The organism is Streptomyces albospinus, from assembly GCF_014648695.1.
Lineage (GTDB): Bacteria > Actinomycetota > Actinomycetes > Streptomycetales > Streptomycetaceae > Streptomyces > Streptomyces albospinus.
In genome coordinates, this window is the sequence record NZ_BMRP01000017.1 from 1 (window position 1) to 17,645 (window position 17,645).

16 protein-coding genes are annotated in these 17,645 nt (G+C 74.6%); 4 read left to right on the forward strand and 12 right to left on the reverse strand.

Annotation, left to right across the window (positions count from 1 at the left end; translation table 11 throughout):
• Window positions 1-115 precede the first annotated feature (115 nt).
• The 7 genes from IEZ17_RS22590 to IEZ17_RS22620 all read right to left on the reverse strand — a co-directional run bounded on the left by IEZ17_RS22590 (window position 116) and on the right by IEZ17_RS22620 (window position 6,105).
• Window positions 116-1,054 (reverse strand): hypothetical protein, encoded by a 939-nt coding sequence (locus IEZ17_RS22590; RefSeq protein WP_189302959.1) that lies wholly within the window; start codon window positions 1,052-1,054, stop codon window positions 116-118.
• Complete coding sequence (locus IEZ17_RS22595) at window positions 1,051-1,200, reverse strand: hypothetical protein (protein ID WP_189302961.1); 150 nt, start codon at window positions 1,198-1,200, stop codon at window positions 1,051-1,053. Before IEZ17_RS22595 ends, IEZ17_RS22590 begins: the two co-directional genes overlap by 4 nt.
• A complete protein-coding gene (locus IEZ17_RS22600; protein WP_189302963.1) occupies window positions 1,200-2,738 on the reverse strand; it encodes a hypothetical protein in 1,539 nt (512 codons plus the stop codon). Before IEZ17_RS22600 ends, IEZ17_RS22595 begins: the two co-directional genes overlap by 1 nt.
• 131 nt (window positions 2,739-2,869) lie before the next feature.
• Complete coding sequence (gene pcp / locus IEZ17_RS22605) at window positions 2,870-3,514, reverse strand: pyroglutamyl-peptidase I (RefSeq protein ID WP_189302965.1); 645 nt, start codon at window positions 3,512-3,514, stop codon at window positions 2,870-2,872.
• Between the two features lie 46 nt (window positions 3,515-3,560).
• Entirely contained in the window at window positions 3,561-4,529 is a 969-nt protein-coding gene (locus IEZ17_RS22610) for a DUF979 domain-containing protein (RefSeq protein WP_189302967.1), read from the reverse strand.
• Window positions 4,526-5,236: a DUF969 domain-containing protein gene (locus IEZ17_RS22615; RefSeq protein WP_189302969.1), complete on the reverse strand. Its 711-nt coding sequence runs from the start codon at window positions 5,234-5,236 to the stop codon at window positions 4,526-4,528. The genes IEZ17_RS22610 and IEZ17_RS22615 overlap by 4 nt, the downstream gene beginning before the upstream one ends.
• A 125-nt stretch (window positions 5,237-5,361) precedes the next feature.
• On the reverse strand, window positions 5,362-6,105 hold the full coding sequence (locus tag IEZ17_RS22620) for a GntR family transcriptional regulator (protein WP_189302971.1): 744 nt from the start codon (window positions 6,103-6,105) through the stop codon (window positions 5,362-5,364).
• A gap of 176 nt (window positions 6,106-6,281) precedes the next feature.
• Between IEZ17_RS22620 and IEZ17_RS22625 the strand changes: the two genes are divergently transcribed.
• The 4 genes from IEZ17_RS22625 to IEZ17_RS22640 all read left to right on the forward strand — a co-directional run bounded on the left by IEZ17_RS22625 (window position 6,282) and on the right by IEZ17_RS22640 (window position 9,103).
• Window positions 6,282-7,058 carry a LamB/YcsF family protein gene (locus IEZ17_RS22625; RefSeq protein WP_189302973.1) on the forward strand — a complete coding sequence of 259 codons (777 nt, stop codon included), beginning with the start codon at window positions 6,282-6,284 and terminating at the stop codon, window positions 7,056-7,058.
• Window positions 7,055-7,765: a 5-oxoprolinase subunit PxpB gene (gene pxpB / locus IEZ17_RS22630; protein WP_229852525.1), complete on the forward strand. Its 711-nt coding sequence runs from the start codon at window positions 7,055-7,057 to the stop codon at window positions 7,763-7,765. Before IEZ17_RS22625 ends, pxpB begins: the two co-directional genes overlap by 4 nt.
• Window positions 7,762-8,655 (forward strand): 5-oxoprolinase subunit C family protein, encoded by an 894-nt coding sequence (locus IEZ17_RS22635; RefSeq protein ID WP_189302977.1) that lies wholly within the window; start codon window positions 7,762-7,764, stop codon window positions 8,653-8,655. Before pxpB ends, IEZ17_RS22635 begins: the two co-directional genes overlap by 4 nt.
• A gap of 166 nt (window positions 8,656-8,821) precedes the next feature.
• Window positions 8,822-9,103 (forward strand): hypothetical protein, encoded by a 282-nt coding sequence (locus tag IEZ17_RS22640; RefSeq protein WP_189302979.1) that lies wholly within the window; start codon window positions 8,822-8,824, stop codon window positions 9,101-9,103.
• Between the two features lie 61 nt (window positions 9,104-9,164).
• On the opposite strand, the gene IEZ17_RS22645 is transcribed toward IEZ17_RS22640, so the two are convergent.
• The 5 genes from IEZ17_RS22645 to IEZ17_RS22665 form a co-directional block, all read right to left on the reverse strand.
• Window positions 9,165-12,788 carry a hydantoinase B/oxoprolinase family protein gene (locus IEZ17_RS22645; RefSeq protein WP_189302980.1) on the reverse strand — a complete coding sequence of 1,208 codons (3,624 nt, stop codon included), beginning with the start codon at window positions 12,786-12,788 and terminating at the stop codon, window positions 9,165-9,167.
• Window positions 12,785-13,648, reverse strand: a complete 864-nt coding sequence (locus tag IEZ17_RS22650; RefSeq protein WP_189302982.1) for an SGNH/GDSL hydrolase family protein — start codon at window positions 13,646-13,648, stop codon at window positions 12,785-12,787. The genes IEZ17_RS22645 and IEZ17_RS22650 overlap by 4 nt, the downstream gene beginning before the upstream one ends.
• Window positions 13,649-13,650: 2 nt before the next feature.
• Window positions 13,651-14,895 (reverse strand): glycosyltransferase, encoded by a 1,245-nt coding sequence (locus IEZ17_RS22655; protein ID WP_189302987.1) that lies wholly within the window; start codon window positions 14,893-14,895, stop codon window positions 13,651-13,653.
• Complete coding sequence (locus IEZ17_RS22660) at window positions 14,892-16,025, reverse strand: glycosyltransferase family 4 protein (protein WP_189303252.1); 1,134 nt, start codon at window positions 16,023-16,025, stop codon at window positions 14,892-14,894. The genes IEZ17_RS22655 and IEZ17_RS22660 overlap by 4 nt, the downstream gene beginning before the upstream one ends.
• 158 nt (window positions 16,026-16,183) lie before the next feature.
• Window positions 16,184-17,608 carry a HEAT repeat domain-containing protein gene (locus IEZ17_RS22665; RefSeq protein WP_189302989.1) on the reverse strand — a complete coding sequence of 475 codons (1,425 nt, stop codon included), beginning with the start codon at window positions 17,606-17,608 and terminating at the stop codon, window positions 16,184-16,186.
• Window positions 17,609-17,645: the final 37 nt, after the last annotated feature.

Below are 17,645 nucleotides of genomic sequence, written 5' to 3' on the forward strand. Positions count from 1 at the left end.
TTCTTCCCCCGCCCCCTCCCCCTCTCCCCCTTCGGGGGAGGGGTGGGTTCGGGGGTGGGGGGACCGCCGAGCGCCGCAACCCAAGCACCGCACGCTCCCCCGTCTCCCCGCCCCGTCAGCCCGAGTGGAACGGCAGGCCCGCCTCCGCAACCAGGTCGAGGTCATCGGTCTCCTCGCCGGGCAGCAGGGAGGCGCTGCCGTCGGCGACGGGCACGATGCCCAGCTCCAGGAGCTCGGCCATGGCCGCGGTGCCGGCCATGTCGCGGACCTGGAGCTGATAGCGGGCAGTGGTCCGGTACGCGCCGCCGGCGTCGTCGCCGGTGCGCTGGAGGAAGCCGGAGTCGACGAGGAACGTGACGGCCTTGGCGATGATGCCGGTCGTCGAACCGGCCAGCCGCCGGGCGTCCTTGGTGGCGCCGGTCGCGCTCCGCCGGGCGTAGACCCGCCAGGCGGACTCCAGGCCGGGGGCGTCGCTCACCGGGTCGGTGTTCTCGCCGTCCTGCTCGGCGCGCTCCTCCAGGCGGCGGCACGCCTGCCGTACGAAGGCGTCGACGCCGTTGACGGTGATCCGGCCGATGTAGCCGTCGTCGGCCAGGTCCTCGGGGCGCGGGAAGGCGAGTGCGGCGACGGCCAGATGGGCCAGGCCGTGCAGGAAGCGGTCCCCGGAGTCGACCGAGGCGCGACGGGCGTAGTCGCCCATCCGTACGGCGAAGACGGAGTCCTCGGCGGCGGTGACGGCCATCCCGGCGCGGGTGGAGACCTCCAGGACGACCAGCCCGAGGCCGGCGGCGACCGCGTCGGCGAGCCGGGCGAAGGCGGGGTCGTCCCGATGGCGCCGGAGCAGTTCGCCGTATTCGGCGTCGCGGGCGGGCAGCAGCTTGGGCTGGAGGCCGAAGGAGACCAGCCGGGCGGCGTCGGCCGCGTCGGCGGGGGTCAGCGGCGCGGTCCCGGCCGGTGCCGGCTCGGTGCCGTCGGTGGGCGCGCCCCGGCCCGGCTCGCCGGTGCCGGGCGCCGGGTCGGGCTGCGGCGCCTCGTCGGCGTCGTACTGGCTCACGGGGCAAGCTCCTTGCGGGGGACGGTCGGGGGTATCTCGTACTGCGGTGGCCGGTGCGCGGGCGGGTGGCCGTACGGCGCGGCGGCCCGGCGGGCCACCGGCGGCGGGTCGTCCGCTATCGGCGGGAGGCCGTGTGCGACGGGCATCAGGCCACCTCCGAGCGGTCGGCGGCCATTCCGGCCGCGTCCAGCAGGGCCGTGCCGACGATGAGGTCGGCGCCGCCGAATTCGGGGTCGGTCAGTTCCGTACCGTCGTCGACGGCGAAGAGCAGCTGCTGTTCGCCCTGGCGGTAGGCCGTACCGACCGGCGGGCTGGCGGCGTGCACCGCCAGCAGGGCGACCAGGTACGGGAGTTCCGGATCGCTGCGGCGCGCCTCGGCGAGCAGCCCGGAGAGGCGGCGGGGGGCGTCGGCGGGGAGGTCCAGCAGCGCCATCGCGGCATCCAGCTGGGCCTCGCTGAAGCGGCTGTCGTCGGGGGTGGCCACCAGGTCGGGCTCGGGCATCTCGGCGCCGAGGTGCTCGCGCTCCATGGGCGGGGTGAGCAGCATCTCGACGAGGTCGCCGACCCGGACCGCGGAGGGGGTGCGCAGGCCGGTGCCGTGGGCGAAGAAGGCGTCGGTGACCCGGGTGGCGTGCTCGACGGAGAGCGGCAGCACCGGGGCGACCAGCTGGCCGTAGAGGTCGAGGCCGGCGCGGGCGGTGGGGGCGGCGAACGCCTGCCGGTCCTGCTCGGCGCGGAACAGCGGCCCGGCCTCCAGGAGCCGGGACTGGAGCTGGGTGTGGCGGCGGATGCAGTCCTTGACGATGTCGACGAGTTCGGCGGCGCGCCGCTTGTGCTCGCTGGTCTTCTCGTCGACGGCCTCGGCCTCGTCGCGGGCCTTGCGGATGTTGGTGAGGATGGCGTTCTCGTGGCGGTAGCGGTCCGCCACGTGGTCCAGCGCCTCGGTGATCATGTCGGGGACGGTCTTCAGCCAGTCGACGGCGCGGACGTTGCGCCGGGTGGCGTCCAGCGTCTTGCGGAGCGTCTCGGCGTACTGGACGGTGCGGTAGCGGGCCTGCTCGGCGGCCAGCTGGGCGTCGGCCAGGCGGCCCCGGCTGATCAGCACCTCCAGCTTGACCTCGGCGGCGATCTGGGCGCTGGTGACGTCCGTGTCGAGGGCGCCGACCAGGACGTTGACGGCCTCGTCCGTGGCGCGCAGGTAGACCGCGCCGCCCGCGCCGGGGACCTCTTCGATGAGCTTGAAGTCGTAGTCGCGGCGGACGTACTCGCCCTCGGTGGTGAAGGTGCCGTACACGGCGCGGAAGCCGCGGTCCACACTGCCGACGTTGATCAGGTTCTCCAGCACCCAGCGGGCCACCCGCTCGTGCTCCGCCACCGGGCGGCGCGGTGCCTGCGCGGCGACCCGCGGGAGCACCTTCGCCACTATCTCCTCGTGGTCGGCGCCGGTGTCGAAGTCCATGTTGAGGGTGACCAGGTCGATGACGGCGAGCGCCACCTCCGCCATCGCGTAGACCCCGTACTCGCCCGCGAGGTTGGCCTTGCGCACATCGAGGTCGTGCAGCGGCGCGGTGCACGCGAGCGCGCGCAGCCGGCGGGCCAGTCCTTCGTCGGCGGCCGGGCCCGGCGCGGGCCGGTTCGGGCCGTTGAGCTGGGGCGCAGCGGCCCCCGGGGCGGAAAAAGTCACGTCGCACAGAGTAGGCGCTGGCACTGACAACGGACGAAACGGCGCGGATCCGCTCATGGGTGGACCGCCGCCGGGTCCGTTGACGGACCTGCCGCCCGGCCGGCGCTCCAGTTTACGGCGTCACCCGCGGCTCAGTGCGTGGCCCCCTCCGCGACGCGGATGTCGGTCCGGGTGCGGGCGGCGGTGGCGGCGATCTCCCGCAGGGCCCGGGCGACCGCGTCCACCGGGAGCGACGGCTGGGCGCGGTCGGTGACCTGTTCGGGCGCGTACGGGACGTGCACGAATCCGCCGCGTACGTGGGGCAGTTCGGTGGCGATGAGGTGGGCGAGCCCGTAGAAGACGTGGTTGCAGACGAAGGTGCCGGCGGTGTTGGAGACCGAGGCGGGCAGTCCCGCGGCGCGGACGGCGGCCACGCACGCCTTGATCGGCAGGGTGGAGAAGTACGCGGCGGGCCCGCCGGGCACGATCACCTCGTCGATCGGCTCGGCGCCCGAGGCGTCGGGGATCCGGGCGTCGTCGACGTTGACGGCGACCCGTTCGACGGTGATGTCCGGACGGCCGCCGGCCTGTCCGACACACACCACGATGTCCGGTTGCGCCGCGTCGACGGCGGCACGCAGGGCGGTCAGCGAGCCGCCGTAGACGCAGGGCAGCTCGACGGTGGAGAGTTCCGCCCCGGCGAACGGTTCGGCGGCGGCGGCGCGGACCGCCCGCCAGGAGGGATTGGTGGATTCCCCGTCGAAGGGTTCGAATCCGGTGAGCAGTACGCGGGTCATACGGTCTTCCGTGAGGTGTCGGGAGGGCCGGCGGGACGGCGCCGCCTCAGAAGGCGAACAGCGCCATGACCACCATGTTGCAGCCGAGCAGCACGCCCGCGGTGGGCAACTGCGCCTTGATGGGCCCGTACTGGTCCTTCAGCTCCAGCAGGGCGGCCGGGACGATGTTGAAGTTGGCGGCCATCGGGGTCACGAGGGTGCCGCAGAAGCCGGCGAGCATGCCGAGGGCGAGGACGGCGGCCGGGTTGCCGTGGAAGTGCCCGATGAGGACCGGCCAGCCGACGGCCGCGGTCATGACCGGGAAGGCGGCGAAGGCGTTGCCCATGATGAGGGTGAAGGCGAACATCCCCACGCAGTAGACGACCACGGCGATGTAGAGGGAGTCCTTGGGCAGGACGGAGGCGGCGAGCTTGCCGACCTGACCGCCGACGCCGGAGACCTGGAAGATGGTGCCCAGTGTGGCCAGCATCTGCGGCAGCAGCATCGCCCAGCCCATCGCCTCCAGCATGGAGCGGCCGGCCTCCACGGGCACGGTTATCCGCTTCTCGCGCAGCATCGCCATGCCGACGGCCAGCGCGACGACCGCGCCGAGCCCCAGGCCCAGGATGGTCTCGCTGCCCTCCTGGAGGACCGGCCGGCCCCCGATGGAGAGGTGCTTGACGCCGACGGCGCAGGCCAGCGCGACGGCCGGGATGGTCAGGGCCGGGACGAACAGCTTGTTGCCGAGGCGGGCGGCGCTCGCGGTGCGCTCCTCGGGGCTGGTGGTGCGCGGGGTGCCGCGCCCGGTGAAGCCGAAGCCGGCCAGCACGGCCGTGACGAGGACGGCGGCGCCCAGCGGCGCGGCGGGCGCCTGCTTGGTGACGACCCAGCTGCTGTAGATGAATCCGGCGCCGATCAGGCCCCAGAAGGCGCCGGTCCCGAAGCGCTTGGGGTTGCTGCGGTCGGCGACCATCCGGGCGGCCATCACCAGGAAGCTGATGCCGACGAGCCAGTAGAACCACTCTGCCTTGATCACTGGTCGGCCTCCGCTGCGCTGGTGTGGTGGACATGTGCGGTGAGCAGTTCGCGCTCCAGCTGCCGGTCCAGGCGCAGCAGCCGCCAGCCGTGGACCACGAAGGCGCACAGCGCGGTGGGGATCGCCCATAGGGCGAGGTCCAGCGGTTCGAGGTGGGTGCCGTACGTGGTGTTGACGAAGCCGGTGATCAGCAGGATCGAGCCGACGGCGAGGAAGACGTCCTCGCCGAAGAAGAGGCCGACGTTGTCCGCGCTGGCGGCGAACGAGCGGATCTTCTCCCGTGTCCGGTCCGGGAGTTGGCCGTGGGCGCGCTCGGCGGCGCCCTCCGCCATCGGGACGGCGAGCGGGCGGACGGTCTGGGCGTGGCCGAAGACATTGGTCAGCCCGACCGCGGCGCCGATCTGCCGCAGCCCCAGGTAGAGAGCGAGGAAGCGCCCGGTGGTGAGCCGGCCGAACCGGGCGATCAGGGTGCGGGCCTGCTCCTGGAGGCCGTAGCGCTCCAGGAGGCCGATGACCGGGAGGGTGATCGCGAAGATGGTCACCGCCCGGCTGCTCGCGAAGCCCTCGCCGAACGCGGCCAGCACCTTGCCCGGGGAGAGTCCGCCGAGGAAGCCGGTGAAGATCCCGGCCACCCCGACGACCAGCAGGGGATTGCGTTTCGTGGCGAAGCCGATCACGACCACGAGCACGCCGAGGAGCACGATCATGGATCCGCCTTCCGCGTAGGGGATGCCCCACGGATGCGTGGGGAGCGAGAAAAGATTGCTGCGGAGGCTATGTGATTGTTGAACGATCCGACAAGGGGTCGGCGGCGGTGAACTCCGGGTACTTCTCAGCTCTCGGCGATGCGCCGGGCGTACGCCCCCGACAGCTGGCCGCGCGAGTCCTCCAGATAAGCCAGCAGCAGCCGCTCGGCCGCCACCGCGTCGCCCGCCAGCAGCGACTCCGCGATCTGCCGGTTGCGGACCAGATACGGCGCGTAGAAGCGCTGCGGATCGTCCATCACATGGAAGACCAGCCGGAGTTCGGCCAGCACGCCGCGCATCAGCTCATCGGTGCGCGGGCTGCCCGCCAGGGCGACGACGGCCTGGTGGAAGCGGATGTTGGCGGTCGACAGGTCTTCCCACTGCCGGTCCGCGGCGGCCGTCTCGCCGGCCCGCACCGCCGCCTCGATCGCCGCGACGGCCTCGGTCACCGCGGCGTCGTACGGACCCTGCCCCAGTCCGCGGACCGCCGCGCACTCGACGAGCATCCGCACCCGGAAGATGTCGTCCAGGTCCTCCACGGTCACCACGCGGACGAAGACCCCGCGGTTGAGCCGGTGCTCCAGCAGCCGTTCGTGGGTGAGCAGCCGGAACGCCTCCCGCAGGGTGTTGCGGGAGACGCCGAGCGCACCGCCGATGCTCTCCTCCGACAGCCGGGCGCCGGGCGGGAAGTAGCCCTCGGTGATCCGGTCCCGCAGGATGTCGGCGACCCGCTCGGCCGTACTGGAGCGACCGAGCAGCGCGCGGTCCCGCTCCAGGCCCGCGACCTCGGCGAGCCGCCGCTGATCGTTCTTCGCCACTCCGCCGGCCATACGCTGCGCGCTCCGTCCCGTAAGGACGGACCGCGGGGTCCGTCCAGGTGCCATGTCAGCGGAAGTCAATCCCAGATGGCAGGACGAGACAACACGCCTCTTGTCGGATCGTTCAACGATCTGTACGTTGGCTTGCGCCCCGCACCCACCGCATCCGCACCCCGGAACGGACATCCATGATCGACCCGGCGGCCCCTCCCGTCATCGACCTCAACGCCGACCTCGGGGAAGGCTTCGGTCGCTGGCAGCTCACCGACGACGACGCCCTGCTGTCCGTCGTCACCAGCGCCAATGTCGCCTGCGGCTTCCACGCCGGCGATCCGGCGACCATGCGCCGGGTCTGCGAGCTCGCCGCCGAGCGCGGGGTGGTCATCGGCGCCCAGGTCTCCTACCGCGATCTGGCCGGCTTCGGCCGCCGCGCGATGGACGTACCGCCGGACGAGCTGGCCGCCGAAATCGCCTACCAGATCGGCGCGTTGGAGGTCTTCGCGCACGCCGCCGGGGCCCGGGTCGGCTACGTCAAGCCGCACGGCGCGCTCTACAACCGCTGCGTCCACGACGCGGAGCAGGCCGCCGCGGTCGTCGCCGGCATCCGTATGGCGGGCGGCGGCCTGCCGGTCCTGGGCCTGCCCGGCTCTCGGCTGCACCGGGCCGCCGAGGCGGCCGAACTCCCGGTCGTCGGCGAGGCGTTCGCGGACCGCGCCTACACCGCCGAGGGCACCCTCGTACCGCGCCGCGAGCCCGGCGCCGTCGTCCACGACCCCGGCGAGGTCGTCAAGCGCGCCCTCGGCATGGCCCGCGACCGCATCGTCACCTCCCGCGACGGCACCCGGATCGCGATCGCCGCCCGTTCGCTGTGCCTGCACGGCGACACCCCGGGCGCCGCCCAACTCGCCCGCCGGGTACGGTCCGAGCTGACCGCGGCCGGCGTCCGCATCCGGAGCTTCGCGTGAGCGCGGACGGCGCCCGGCCGCTCCCCCTCCGGCCGCTGCCGGTCGGCGCGCACGGACTGCTGATCGAACTGGACCGCGCCGAGGACGTCGAGGCGCTCCACGCCGAACTGCTGCGCCGCACCGCCGACGGCACCCTGCCCGCCGTCCGCGAGATCGTGCCGGCCGCCCGTACGGTCTTCCTCGACGGCCTCGCCGACCCCCGCGGGCTGATCGCCGAACTCGCCACCTGGCAGATCCCGCCGCTCACCACCGGCGACCGCCCCGCCGTCGAGCTCCCCATCCGCTACGACGGCCCGGACCTCGCCGACGTCGCCGCCCTCTGGGACGTCACCCCCGAGGACGTGGTACGGCTGCACTCCGGCACCGAGTTCCATGTCGCCTTCTGCGGATTCGCCCCCGGCTTCGGCTATCTGACGGGCCTTCCGGAGGCGCTGCACGTACCGCGCCGGGACACCCCGCGCACAAAGGTCCCGGTCGGCTCGGTCGGGCTCGCCGGCCCGTACACCGGGGTCTATCCGCGCTCCTCCCCCGGCGGCTGGCAGCTCATCGGCAGCACCGACGCCGCCCTGTGGGACCCGCGGCGCGAACCGGCGGCGCTGCTCGCACCCGGCACCCGCGTCCGCTTCGTCCCGCAGCCGGCCCACCGGCAGGTGCCCGGACCGGCCGCCTCCGGGTCCGACCGTACGCACCGGGAGCCCGCCCGATGACCGACCGCGCCTTGTCGGTCGTCCGGGCCGGTGCGCTCACCACGGTCCAGGACCTCGGCCGGCCCGGCCACGCCCACCTCGGTGTGCCGCGCGCCGGGGCCCTGGACGAGCCCGCGCACCGCCTCGCCAACCGCCTGGTCGGCAACCCCGAGCCGGCCGCCGCCCTGGAGACCACGCTCACCGGCTGCGCCGTCCGGCTCCGCGCCGCCACCACCGTCGCGGTCACCGGCGCCGCCTGCCCGGTGACGGTCGACGGCCGCCCCGCCCCCTGGGGCGCCCCGGTCCGCGTACCGGCCGGCGCCGTCCTGGACGCCGGGCCCGCCGCCCACGGACTGCGCTCCTACCTGGCGTTCGCCGGCGGCGTCGCCGCCGAGCCGGTGCTCGGCAGCCGCGCCACCGACCTGCTCTCCGGCCTGGGCCCCGACCCGCTCGCCGACGGCGCGGTGCTTCCGCTGGGCCCGCCGCACGGCCCGCCGGCCGCCGTCGACGCCGTTCCGCACCCCGGCCCGGTGGCGGAACTGGTCCTGCCCTTCCTGCCCGGCCCGCGCGACGACTGGTTCACCGCCGCCGGACTGCGCACCCTCGCCACCGGCCGCTTCCGGGTCTCCGCGGCGAGCAACCGCATCGGGCTGCGCACCGAAGGCACCCCCCTGGAGCGTGCCCGGGACGGTGAACTCCCCAGCGAGGGAATGCCGTTGGGTGCCCTCCAGGTCCCGCCCAACGGCCTGCCGGTGCTCTTTCTGCACGACCACCCCACGACCGGCGGCTATCCGGTCGTGGGCGTCGTCCCCGAGCGCTTTCTGGCCCCGGCGGCGCAGGCGGTACCGGGCACTCCGGTGCGCTTCGTCCGCATCTCCCGGCGCCCGGCCCCGGCAGCGCACTCCGGCTGACACCGGAGCGCACCGCCCGGCCCAAGTGCGCTTCGTGCACCCGCCGTTCACGCCCGGCACCCCACCTCCCCGCGCGTCGCCCGCACCACAGAGGGGAACGGTCGGTAGCGGATCAACCGCACCGAGTGACCAACTCGGGCTTCCGCACGGAAGGAACCACGACCACATGCGCCTCGTCCCACGCCTCGCCGCCGCGCTCAGCGGTCTCGCCCTCGCCCTCGGCGGCGCCGTGGCCGCCGCCCCGGCCGCCCACGCGACCCCGCAAGCCTGCTTCTACGGCCTTCTGGAACAGCACCCCGGAGCCGATGAGGAGGTGGCCGAACGAGCCTGCCTCCGCGGCGCCGAGGGCGGCCACGAGAACCTGCGGGCCTGCTACTTCGAGCTGCGGCGGGACGACGTCCCCGCGGTGATCGCCTACGAGGCGTGCCGCCGCGCGGCAGAGGAGTAGCCGGGGGCATGCCTCGATGCGCCCGGCCGTGGACCCCTCCGAGTCCGCGGCCGGGCGCCGGCTACGCCGCCCCGTACCCGCCGCCCCCCGGCGTCCGGATCACCAGCACATCGTCCACGCCGACCTCCGCCGCATCGCACCCTCGCAGCTCCTCCCGCGAACCATCGGCCCGTTCGAGGAAGTTGACGCCGAGTGCGCCCGGCCCGCCGCCCGCCATGCCGTACGGCGCGATCCGCCGGTGGTTGGACAGCAGGGCGACGGTCATCGGCTCCAGGAACCGCAGCCGCCGTTCCACCCCGCGACCCCCGCGCCAGCGGCCGGTGCCCCCGCTGCCGTCGCGGAGGGCGAAGCTGTCGACGCGGACGGGATAGCGCCATTCCAGGACTTCGGGGTCGGTCAGCCGGGAGTTGGTCATATGGGTCTGCACCGCGTCCGCTCCGTCGAAGCCGTCGCCGGCGCCCGAGCCGCTGGCGACGGTCTCGTAGTACTGCACCCGCTCGTTGCCGAAGGTGACGTTGTTCATCGTGCCCGAGCCCTCGGCCTGGATGCCCATCGCCGCGTAGAGCGCCCCCGTGACCGCCTGGGAGGTCTCCACATTGCCCGCGACGGTGGCCGCCGGGAAGACCGGCGCCAGCATCGAGCCCTCCGGGATGCGGACCTCAACGGGCTTGAGGCAGCCGCTGTTCAGCGGGATGTCCTCGGCCACCAGGGTCCGCAGCACGTACAGCACCGCCGCCATCACCACCGAACTGGGCGCGTTGGCGTTGCCGGGCTGCTGCGGTGACGTACCGGCGAAGTCCAGCACGGCGCTGCGGGCCGCGCGGTCGACGGTCAGCGCGACCCGGATCCGTGCCCCGCCGTCCGTCTCGTAGCGGTAGCTCCCGTCCGGCAGCCGGCCGAGGATCCGCCGCACCGACTCCTCGGCGTTGTCCTGGACGTGCCCCATGTAGGCCCGTACGACGTCCAGCCCGAACTGCTCGGTCATCCGCCGCAGTTCATGGATCCCCTTCTCGTTCGCGGCGATCTGGGCGCGCAGATCGGCGAGGTTCACCTCCGGCGCACGGGACGGATACGGCCCGGAGGTGAGCAGGTCGCGGGTCTCCTGCTCGCGCAGCTCACCGGCGCGCACCAGCAGCCAGTTGTCGAAGAGGACGCCCTCCTCCTGGATGGTGCTGCTGAACGCGGGCATCGAGCCCGGGGTGATACCGCCGATCTCCGCGTGGTGGCCGCGGGAGGCGACCAGGAACAGCAGTTCCTTCCCCTGTGGATCGAACACCGGGGTGACGACGGTGACGTCCGGCAGATGCGTCCCCCCGTGGTACGGGTCGTTGATCGCATACACGTCGCCCGGCCGCAGATCGCCGGCGCGCCGACGCAGCACCTCTTTGATGGACTCCCCCATCGACCCCAAGTGCACGGGAATATGGGGGGCGTTGGCGATCAGATTGCCCTCGGCGTCGAAGAGTGCGCAGGAGAAGTCCAGCCGCTCCTTGATGTTGACGGAGTGTGCGGTGTTCTCCAGCCGCACGCCCATCTGCTCAGCGATCGCCATGAAGAGGCTGTTGAAGACCTCCAGCATCACCGGGTCGGCCTCGGTGCCGACGGCGGTGCGCCGGGGCCGCGGCCGGGCCCGGGTCAGCAGCAGATGTCCGCGCTCCCCCACGGCCGCCTGCCAGCCGGGGTCGAGCACGGTCGTGGCGTCCTCCTCGGCGATGATCGCCGGACCGGTGACGGTGTCGCCGGGCCGCAGGTCGGCGCGGTGGTGCAGCGCGGTGTCCCGCCAGCGCCCGCCGGCATACATCCGCACCGTCGCAGGTCTCCGCAACTCCCCTTTCCTTACGCCGAGGTGCACGTCGTATCCACTCGCCCCGCTGGCCGCTCCCAGCGCCTCCACCGACACCGCCTCGGCCACCAGGGGCTTGTCCATGGTGAAGGCGTAGCGCTCGCGGTGCGCCCGGACGAACTCCGCGGCCATGGCGTCGGCCCCGGCCAGCGGAACGCCGATGGTGGAGTCGGTCCCGGCATAGCGGACCAGCACCCGGGCGCGGATGGTGACGGACGCGTCCGGCACCCCGTCGTCGAGCAGCTCGCGCCGGGTCTGCGCGGCCAGCGCCTCGCACACCGCGCGCACCCGGTCCATCGCGCCCGGCTCCAGGAACCGCTCCTCGACGGCCTGTTCACGCATCGCGGTGGCGTCGGCGACCCCGATGCCGTACGCGGAGAGCACCCCCGCCAGCGGCGGCACCAGCACGGTGTCGATGCCCAGCGCGTCGGCGACCGCGCAGGCGTGCTGGCCGCCCGCACCGCCGAAGCTGACGAGGGCGTAGCGGGTGATGTCCCGGCCGCGCTGGACGGAGATCTTCTTGACGGCGTTGGCCATGTTGAGCACCGCGATGTCGAGGAAGCCGGCGGCGACGTCCTCGGGGCCGCGGTCGTCGCCGGTCTCCGCGGCGATGCGCCCGGCAAGCTCGGCGAAGCGGGTGCGGACCACCTCGGCGTCCAGCCGCTGATCGCCGTCCGGTCCGAACACCGCCGGGAAATGGCCGGGTTGGATCCGGCCGAGCATCACATTGGCGTCCGTGACGGTGAGCGGTCCGCCGCGCCGGTAGCACGCCGGTCCGGGGACCGCGCCGGCCGAGTCGGGGCCGACCCGGTAGCGGCGGCCGTCGAAGTGCAGTACGGAGCCGCCGCCGGCCGCGACGGTGTGGATGTTCATCATCGGGGCGCGCATCCGCACCCCGGCGACCTCACTGCCGAAGATCCGCTCGAACTCGCCTGCGTAGTGCGACACATCGGTGGAGGTGCCGCCCATGTCGAAGCCGATCACCCGGTCGAAGCCGTCCGCCCCCGGCGCTCCGCCGCCGGCCTCCGCGGCGGTCCGCACCATGCCGACCACCCCGCCCGCCGGCCCGGACAGCACCGCGTCCTTGCCCCGGAAGTGCGCGGCCTCCCGCAGCCCGCCGTTCGACTGCATGAACAGCAGCCGGACGCCGGGGAGTTGGGCCGCGACCTCGTCGACGTACCGCCCCAGGATCGGTGACAGATACGCATCCACGACCGTCGTGTCCCCGCGCGCCACCAGCTTCATCAGCGGACTGACCTCGTGCGAGCAGCTGACCTGGGTGAAGCCCGCCTCCCTGGCCAGCTCGGCGACCGCCTGCTCGTGCGCGGCGTGCCGGTAGCCGTGCAGCAGCACCACGGCCGCGCTGCGCAGCCCGTCCGCGCGGGCCCGGATCAGCGCCCGGCGGACCCCCTCGCCGTCCAGCGGCCGGACGATCTCACCGTGCGCGCCGACCCGCTCCGGCACCTCGATGACCCGGTCGTAGAGCGCCTCCGGGAGCACGATGCGGCGGTCGAAGATCCGCGGCCGGTTCTGGTACGCGATCCGCAGGGCGTCCCGGAACCCCTCGGTGGTGAGCAGCACCGTCGGCTCACCGGTGCGCTCCAGCAGCGCGTTGGTGGCGACGGTGGTGCCCATCTTGACGACCGAGACCCGCTCGGCGGGCACCGGTTCGTCCGGGCCGAGCCCCAGCATCATCCGGATCCCGGCGACCGCGGCGTCCCGGTAGCGCTCGGGGTGGTGCGAGAGCAGTTTGCCGGTGACCAGCCGCCCGTCCGGCCGCCGTCCGATGACGTCCGTGAACGTGCCACCGCGATCGATCCAGAACTCCCAGCGTCCGGTCATCCCGCCATTGTCGCAGCGCCCTTCGGGTCGGCCAGGGCGGCGAGCGCGGTACGCGTGGCGCGGTCGGCAGCGGCGTCCAGCAACCGCCCGGATCCGGCCAGCCCGTAGCGGCACTCCTGCACGGCCAGCGCGAGCAGACCGGGCAGCAGGTCGGTGCAGCGGTCGGCCACCCACCGGGTGCCGCGGGTCGCCATCCACACCGCGGAACCGGTACGGGTGGGCGGCGGACCGTCCAGGTCGAGCGCGGGCGGCGGCCCGGCGGCGAGCCCCCGCTCGACGAGGGCGGCGTGGAAGCCTCGGGCCAGCAGCCGGTGGCCGCGCTCGCTGGGGTGCAGCCGGTCGACGCTCCAGGACGCCCGGTCGGCCACCCAGCTGTGGTCGGCGAGATGCAGATGGACGCCCCCGTAGCGCGCCGACACCGCATGGACGACGGTGTTCACCGCCCGCATCCGGCGCGCCAGCGGCCGGGCCAGCGGTCCGGGCAGCCCGAGCATCCGCCCGGGGTCGGGCAGGCATGCGGTCAGCACCACGGCCCCGTCGGCGCTCAGCGCGCCGTGCGCGTGATCCAGCGCGGCGGCCACCCGCTCGATGGTGAACGCGGCCCGCAGGGTGTCGTTCGCCCCGACCACCAGGGACACCAGCCGCGGCGCCAGCGCCCGCGCCGCGGGCAGCTGCCGCTCCGCCACATCGCCCGCCAGCGCGCCGCTCCGCGCCAGATTCACCAGTTCCAGGTCCCCGGTCCGCTCCCCCACCGCATCGGCCAGCAATGCCGCCCAGCCCCGCCAGCCGCCCCCGGCCACCGGGTCCCCCAGCCCCTCGGTCAGGGAATCCCCCAGCGCGACGAACCGCGGCGCCGCCACCGTCACCACCCGCCCCGGGGCCCGACCGGGCGCGGAACGACCGGACCGGCGGCCGGAATTGACGGTCCCTCGCTCACCGGCGGCGCATCGTGGGCCGCCAGGAACGCCGCCACCGCCGGCCGCCACCCATACCCCTCGGCGCGCCGCCGGGCGGCGTCCCTGCGTATCTCCTCGGGCCGCGCCAGCACCCGCTGCACCGCGTCCGCGAAGGACGGGCCGTCGTCCAGCGCCGTGTCGCCGCCACCGTCCACCAGCCCGGCCAGCGCCGAGGCCGCGCTCGCGACCACCGGCGTCCCGCAGGCCAGCGCCTCCAGCGCCGCCAGCCCGAACGTCTCGGCCGGCCCGGGCGCCAGCACCAGGTCGGCGCTCGCCTGGAGCCCGGCCAGCCGCTCCCGGTCGCCGAGATGCCCCAGGAACGCCACCGGCAGCCGCTCGGCCCGCGCCCGCGCCTCCAGCCGCGCCCGCAGCGGCCCCTCGCCGGCCACCACCAGCGCCGCGTCCACGCCGCGCCGCCGCAGCTCCGCCAGTGCCTCCAGCGCCCGTCCGGGCCGCTTCTCCTGCGACAGCCGGGAGCACATCAGCAGCAGCACCGCCGCCCGCCCCGCGTACCGGCTGCGCAGCCCTGCGCTCCGGCAGTCCGGGTGCCACACGGCGAGATCGACCCCGAGCGGCGCCCGCACCACGTTCCGCGCCCCGACCCGGGTGAACTCCGCCGCCGCCCACTCGGTGGTGCACACCACCCGGCTGTAGGCGTACGCGGTCCGCCGGTTGAGCCGGTCCGCGGCGGTACGGGCCGCCAGGGTGGGCACCCCCCACGTACGCAGCACCCCGTCCACACTCTCGTGCGAGACCATCACCGCGGGGACCCGGGCCCGCCGCGCCCATTCCCCCGTCCAGCGCAGCGTCGTCCGGTCGGAGACCTCCAGCCGGTCGGGGGCCAGCGCCTCCAGCAGCTGCCGCAGCCGGGGGCGGTCGGTCAGCACCCGGTAGCCGCCGGTGCCCGGCACCTCCGGGCCGGGGAGGGTGATCACCCGCCCCTGCGCGGTGTGTTCGTCCCGCGCCCCCGCGCCGCCCACCGCCTCGGGCGGGCCCGGCACGATGAGCACCGGTTCGTGGCCGGCGGCCCGGTAGCCGGCGCCGAGCTCGCGCAGCGCGGTGCGCAGGCCGCCGGAGGCCGGCGTGACGAAGTTGGCGATCCGTACGATCCGCAGGCCCCGCGCGGCGTCCCGGTCCCGGCGCCCGCTCATACCGCCACCGCCGTCCGGTCGGCGAGCACGTCGTCGTAGTGGCCCAGCAGTTGGTCGCCGACCGCCTGCCAGGTGCGGTCCGCCACCGCCCGCCGGCCGGCCGCGCCGTAGCGCACCCGCAGTTCGGCGCTGTTGCCGAGCAGCCGCACGGCGTCCCGTACGGCACCGCCGTCGCCCGGTGGCACCAGCAGGCCCGTACCGCCGTGGTCGACCAGATCCAGCGGTCCGCCGGCGCTCGGCGCGACCACCGGCACACCGGACGCCATCGCCTCCTGCACCGTCTGGCAGAAGGTCTCGTACGGCCCGGTGTGCACGAACACGTCCAGCGAGGCGTACAGCCGGGCCAGTTCATCGCCCGTCCGCCGCCCCAGGAACCGCACCTCCGGCAGCTGCGCCCGCAGCCCGGCGGCGCTCGGCCCCTCGCCGATCACCACCGTCCGCACACCGGGCAGCCGCGACGTCTCGGCCAGCAGCCGGACGTCCTTCTCCGGTGCCAGCCGCCCCACGTACCCCACCAGCAGTTCCCGCCCGGCGAGCAGCGAACTGCGCAGCACCGCGTCCCGCCTGCCGGGATCGAACCGCTCCGAGTCGACCCCGCGCGGCCACAGCCGCACCCGCGGCACCCCGTGGTCGGTCAGATCCCGTAGCGCCGAACTGGACGGTGCGAGCGTGAGATCGGCGGCGGCGTGCACCGCCCGGATCCGCCGCCAGGCCGTCGCCCCGCCACGCCCCAGATACGTACGGGCATACCGCCCCATATCGGTCTGGTACACCGCGACCGCCGGCACCCGCCGCCGCGCCGCCGCCGCCATCCCCCGTGCACCGAGGACGAACGGACTGGCCAGGTGCACGAGATCGGGCCGGTGCCCGGCCAGCGCCGCGGACAGCCGCCGCCCCGGCAGCGCGATCCGCACCTGCGGATACCCGGGCAACGGCATCGACGGCACCCGCACCACAGGGCACGGGCTCTCGTACCCGTACGAACCGGCGGCCGGAGCGGAGCCACCGAGCGGCGCGATGACCAGCGGCTCGTGCCCGCGCCGGACCAGATGCCGGGCGGTTTCCAGGGCGCAGTGTGCGACGCCGTTGACATCGGGCGGGAAGGATTCGGTGACGATGACGACACGCATACCGCTGTTGTCCACGCACCGTGCGTGGACCGGACCAAGGGGATCTTTCCAACCGGCGAACGTCCCATGAGCGTTCCCCCGCGGGCGCCACGGTGCCGCCCGGCCGCCCGTACCCCGCTACAGGAGAACAGCGGCTGCCGGTCGCCTTCGCACGCCGCTCACACCGCCGACGCGTCCGGGCCGAAGCGGCTGCGGACGGCCGTCTGGACCTCGGCCTCCTCGGCCGGGTCGGCGGCCAGGCGGCGGAGCTGCTCGACGACCCGGTCGTCGCCGGTGGCGGCGTGCCGGGCGGCCAGTTCGCGGGTGGTCTCCTCGCAGTCCCACAGGCACTCGACGGCGAAACCGGCCGCGAAACCCGGGTCGGTGACGGCGAGCGCGCCGGCGGCCCGGCCACGGAGGTGGGACGAGGAGGTCTCGCGGTAGACGTGGCGCAGCACGGGGGCCGCGCAGGCGACGCCGAGGCGGCCGGCGCCGTCGACCAGCTCCCAGAGCCCGGACGCGTCCGGCCCCTCCTCCCGCACCGTACGGCGCAGTGCGGCCAGCACCAGCTCGGTGTCGCGCCGGGCGCCGCGCCGGGCCAGCATCGCGGCGGCGGAGGCGCCCAGCCGGTCCGCCCGCGCGGCCCAGACCCGGGCCCGCTCGACGGCGGCCACACTGCGCATCCGCTCGTACGAGGCGAGCGCCGCGGCGGTCAGCTGCTCGGAGGCCAGCGGATCGGCGACCGCGGCCTCGATGAGATCGAGGACCTCCCGGTCGCCGCGCTCGGCGAGGTGGTGAAGGACTGCGGCGCGCGCCGTGTCCGGTCCGGTGCGCGCCGCGCGCAGCAGTTCGGGGCGGTCCTCCGGTCCGGCGACGGCGCTCAGGCAGCGGGCGGCGGCGATGTGCCGGTGCTCCCCGTGGCGCGGGTCCAGCTCCTCCTGGGCCCAGTCCAGAACCTCGGTGACGCTCCAGCCGGGCCGCGGCCCGCGGGGCCGCAGCTGCCGCTGCCAGCGGTCGAAGGAGCCCTGCTCCCCGGCGGCGGTCAGCCGTGCGCCGTACCGGGGGTCCTCGGCCCACAGCCGCCAGGGCCGGGGTTCGAAGGCATCGCGGACGGCGGCGGCCAGCTCGGCCGCGCCCTCCTCGGTCTCGGGAAAGCGCGCCAGGACGGCGGGCGCCAGGGTCATCAGCCCGGCGTCGTCGTCACGCAGCGCGAGCTCGTCCAGGGCCCAGCGCCAGTTGCTGCCGGCCGCGGCGTAGCTGCGCAGCAGCAGCCGGGCCGCGTCCCTGCCGTACGCGGCGAGGTGGCCGAGGACGGAGAGGGCGAGGCCGGTGCGCTCCTCGCCGGTGTCGGTGAGGTCGTCGGGGTGGAAGAGGTGGCGTTCGATCTCTTCGAGCCCGCCGTCGAGCTGCATGTAGAGGCGCGCGTAGTAGAGCGAGCGGTTCTCGACCTGCCAGTCGCGGCGGGGGTCGCGCAGCACGCTGTCGTTGAGTGCCGCGAGCGCCTCGGCCCGCGGCGCCGCGAGGGCATGCAGGGTCCCGTCGCCGCGGCCTCGCTGGAGGAGGCCGAGCAGGGTGCCACTGGGCGCTATGTCTGGATCGAACATGAAGTCAGCATCCGGTGCGGGGGACAGGCTGGCAACG

What these genes read in the sequence shown, in the direction of transcription:
- IEZ17_RS22640 (WP_189302979.1), top strand. Translation starts at nt 8,822, where the DNA reads ATGCGCCTCGTCCCACGCCTCGCCGCCGCGCTCAGCGGTCTCGCCCTC.
- IEZ17_RS22620 (WP_189302971.1), bottom strand. Translation starts at nt 6,105, where the DNA reads ATGGCCGGCGGAGTGGCGAAGAACGATCAGCGGCGGCTCGCCGAGGTC.
- IEZ17_RS22655 (WP_189302987.1), bottom strand. Translation starts at nt 14,895, where the DNA reads ATGAGCGGGCGCCGGGACCGGGACGCCGCGCGGGGCCTGCGGATCGTA.
- pcp (WP_189302965.1), bottom strand. Translation starts at nt 3,514, where the DNA reads ATGACCCGCGTACTGCTCACCGGATTCGAACCCTTCGACGGGGAATCC.
- IEZ17_RS22615 (WP_189302969.1), bottom strand. Translation starts at nt 5,236, where the DNA reads ATGATCGTGCTCCTCGGCGTGCTCGTGGTCGTGATCGGCTTCGCCACG.
- IEZ17_RS22660 (WP_189303252.1), bottom strand. Translation starts at nt 16,025, where the DNA reads ATGCGTGTCGTCATCGTCACCGAATCCTTCCCGCCCGATGTCAACGGC.
- IEZ17_RS22645 (WP_189302980.1), bottom strand. Translation starts at nt 12,788, where the DNA reads ATGACCGGACGCTGGGAGTTCTGGATCGATCGCGGTGGCACGTTCACG.
- IEZ17_RS22635 (WP_189302977.1), top strand. Translation starts at nt 7,762, where the DNA reads ATGACCGACCGCGCCTTGTCGGTCGTCCGGGCCGGTGCGCTCACCACG.
- IEZ17_RS22665 (WP_189302989.1), bottom strand. Translation starts at nt 17,608, where the DNA reads ATGTTCGATCCAGACATAGCGCCCAGTGGCACCCTGCTCGGCCTCCTC.
- IEZ17_RS22625 (WP_189302973.1), top strand. Translation starts at nt 6,282, where the DNA reads ATGATCGACCCGGCGGCCCCTCCCGTCATCGACCTCAACGCCGACCTC.
- IEZ17_RS22595 (WP_189302961.1), bottom strand. Translation starts at nt 1,200, where the DNA reads ATGCCCGTCGCACACGGCCTCCCGCCGATAGCGGACGACCCGCCGCCG.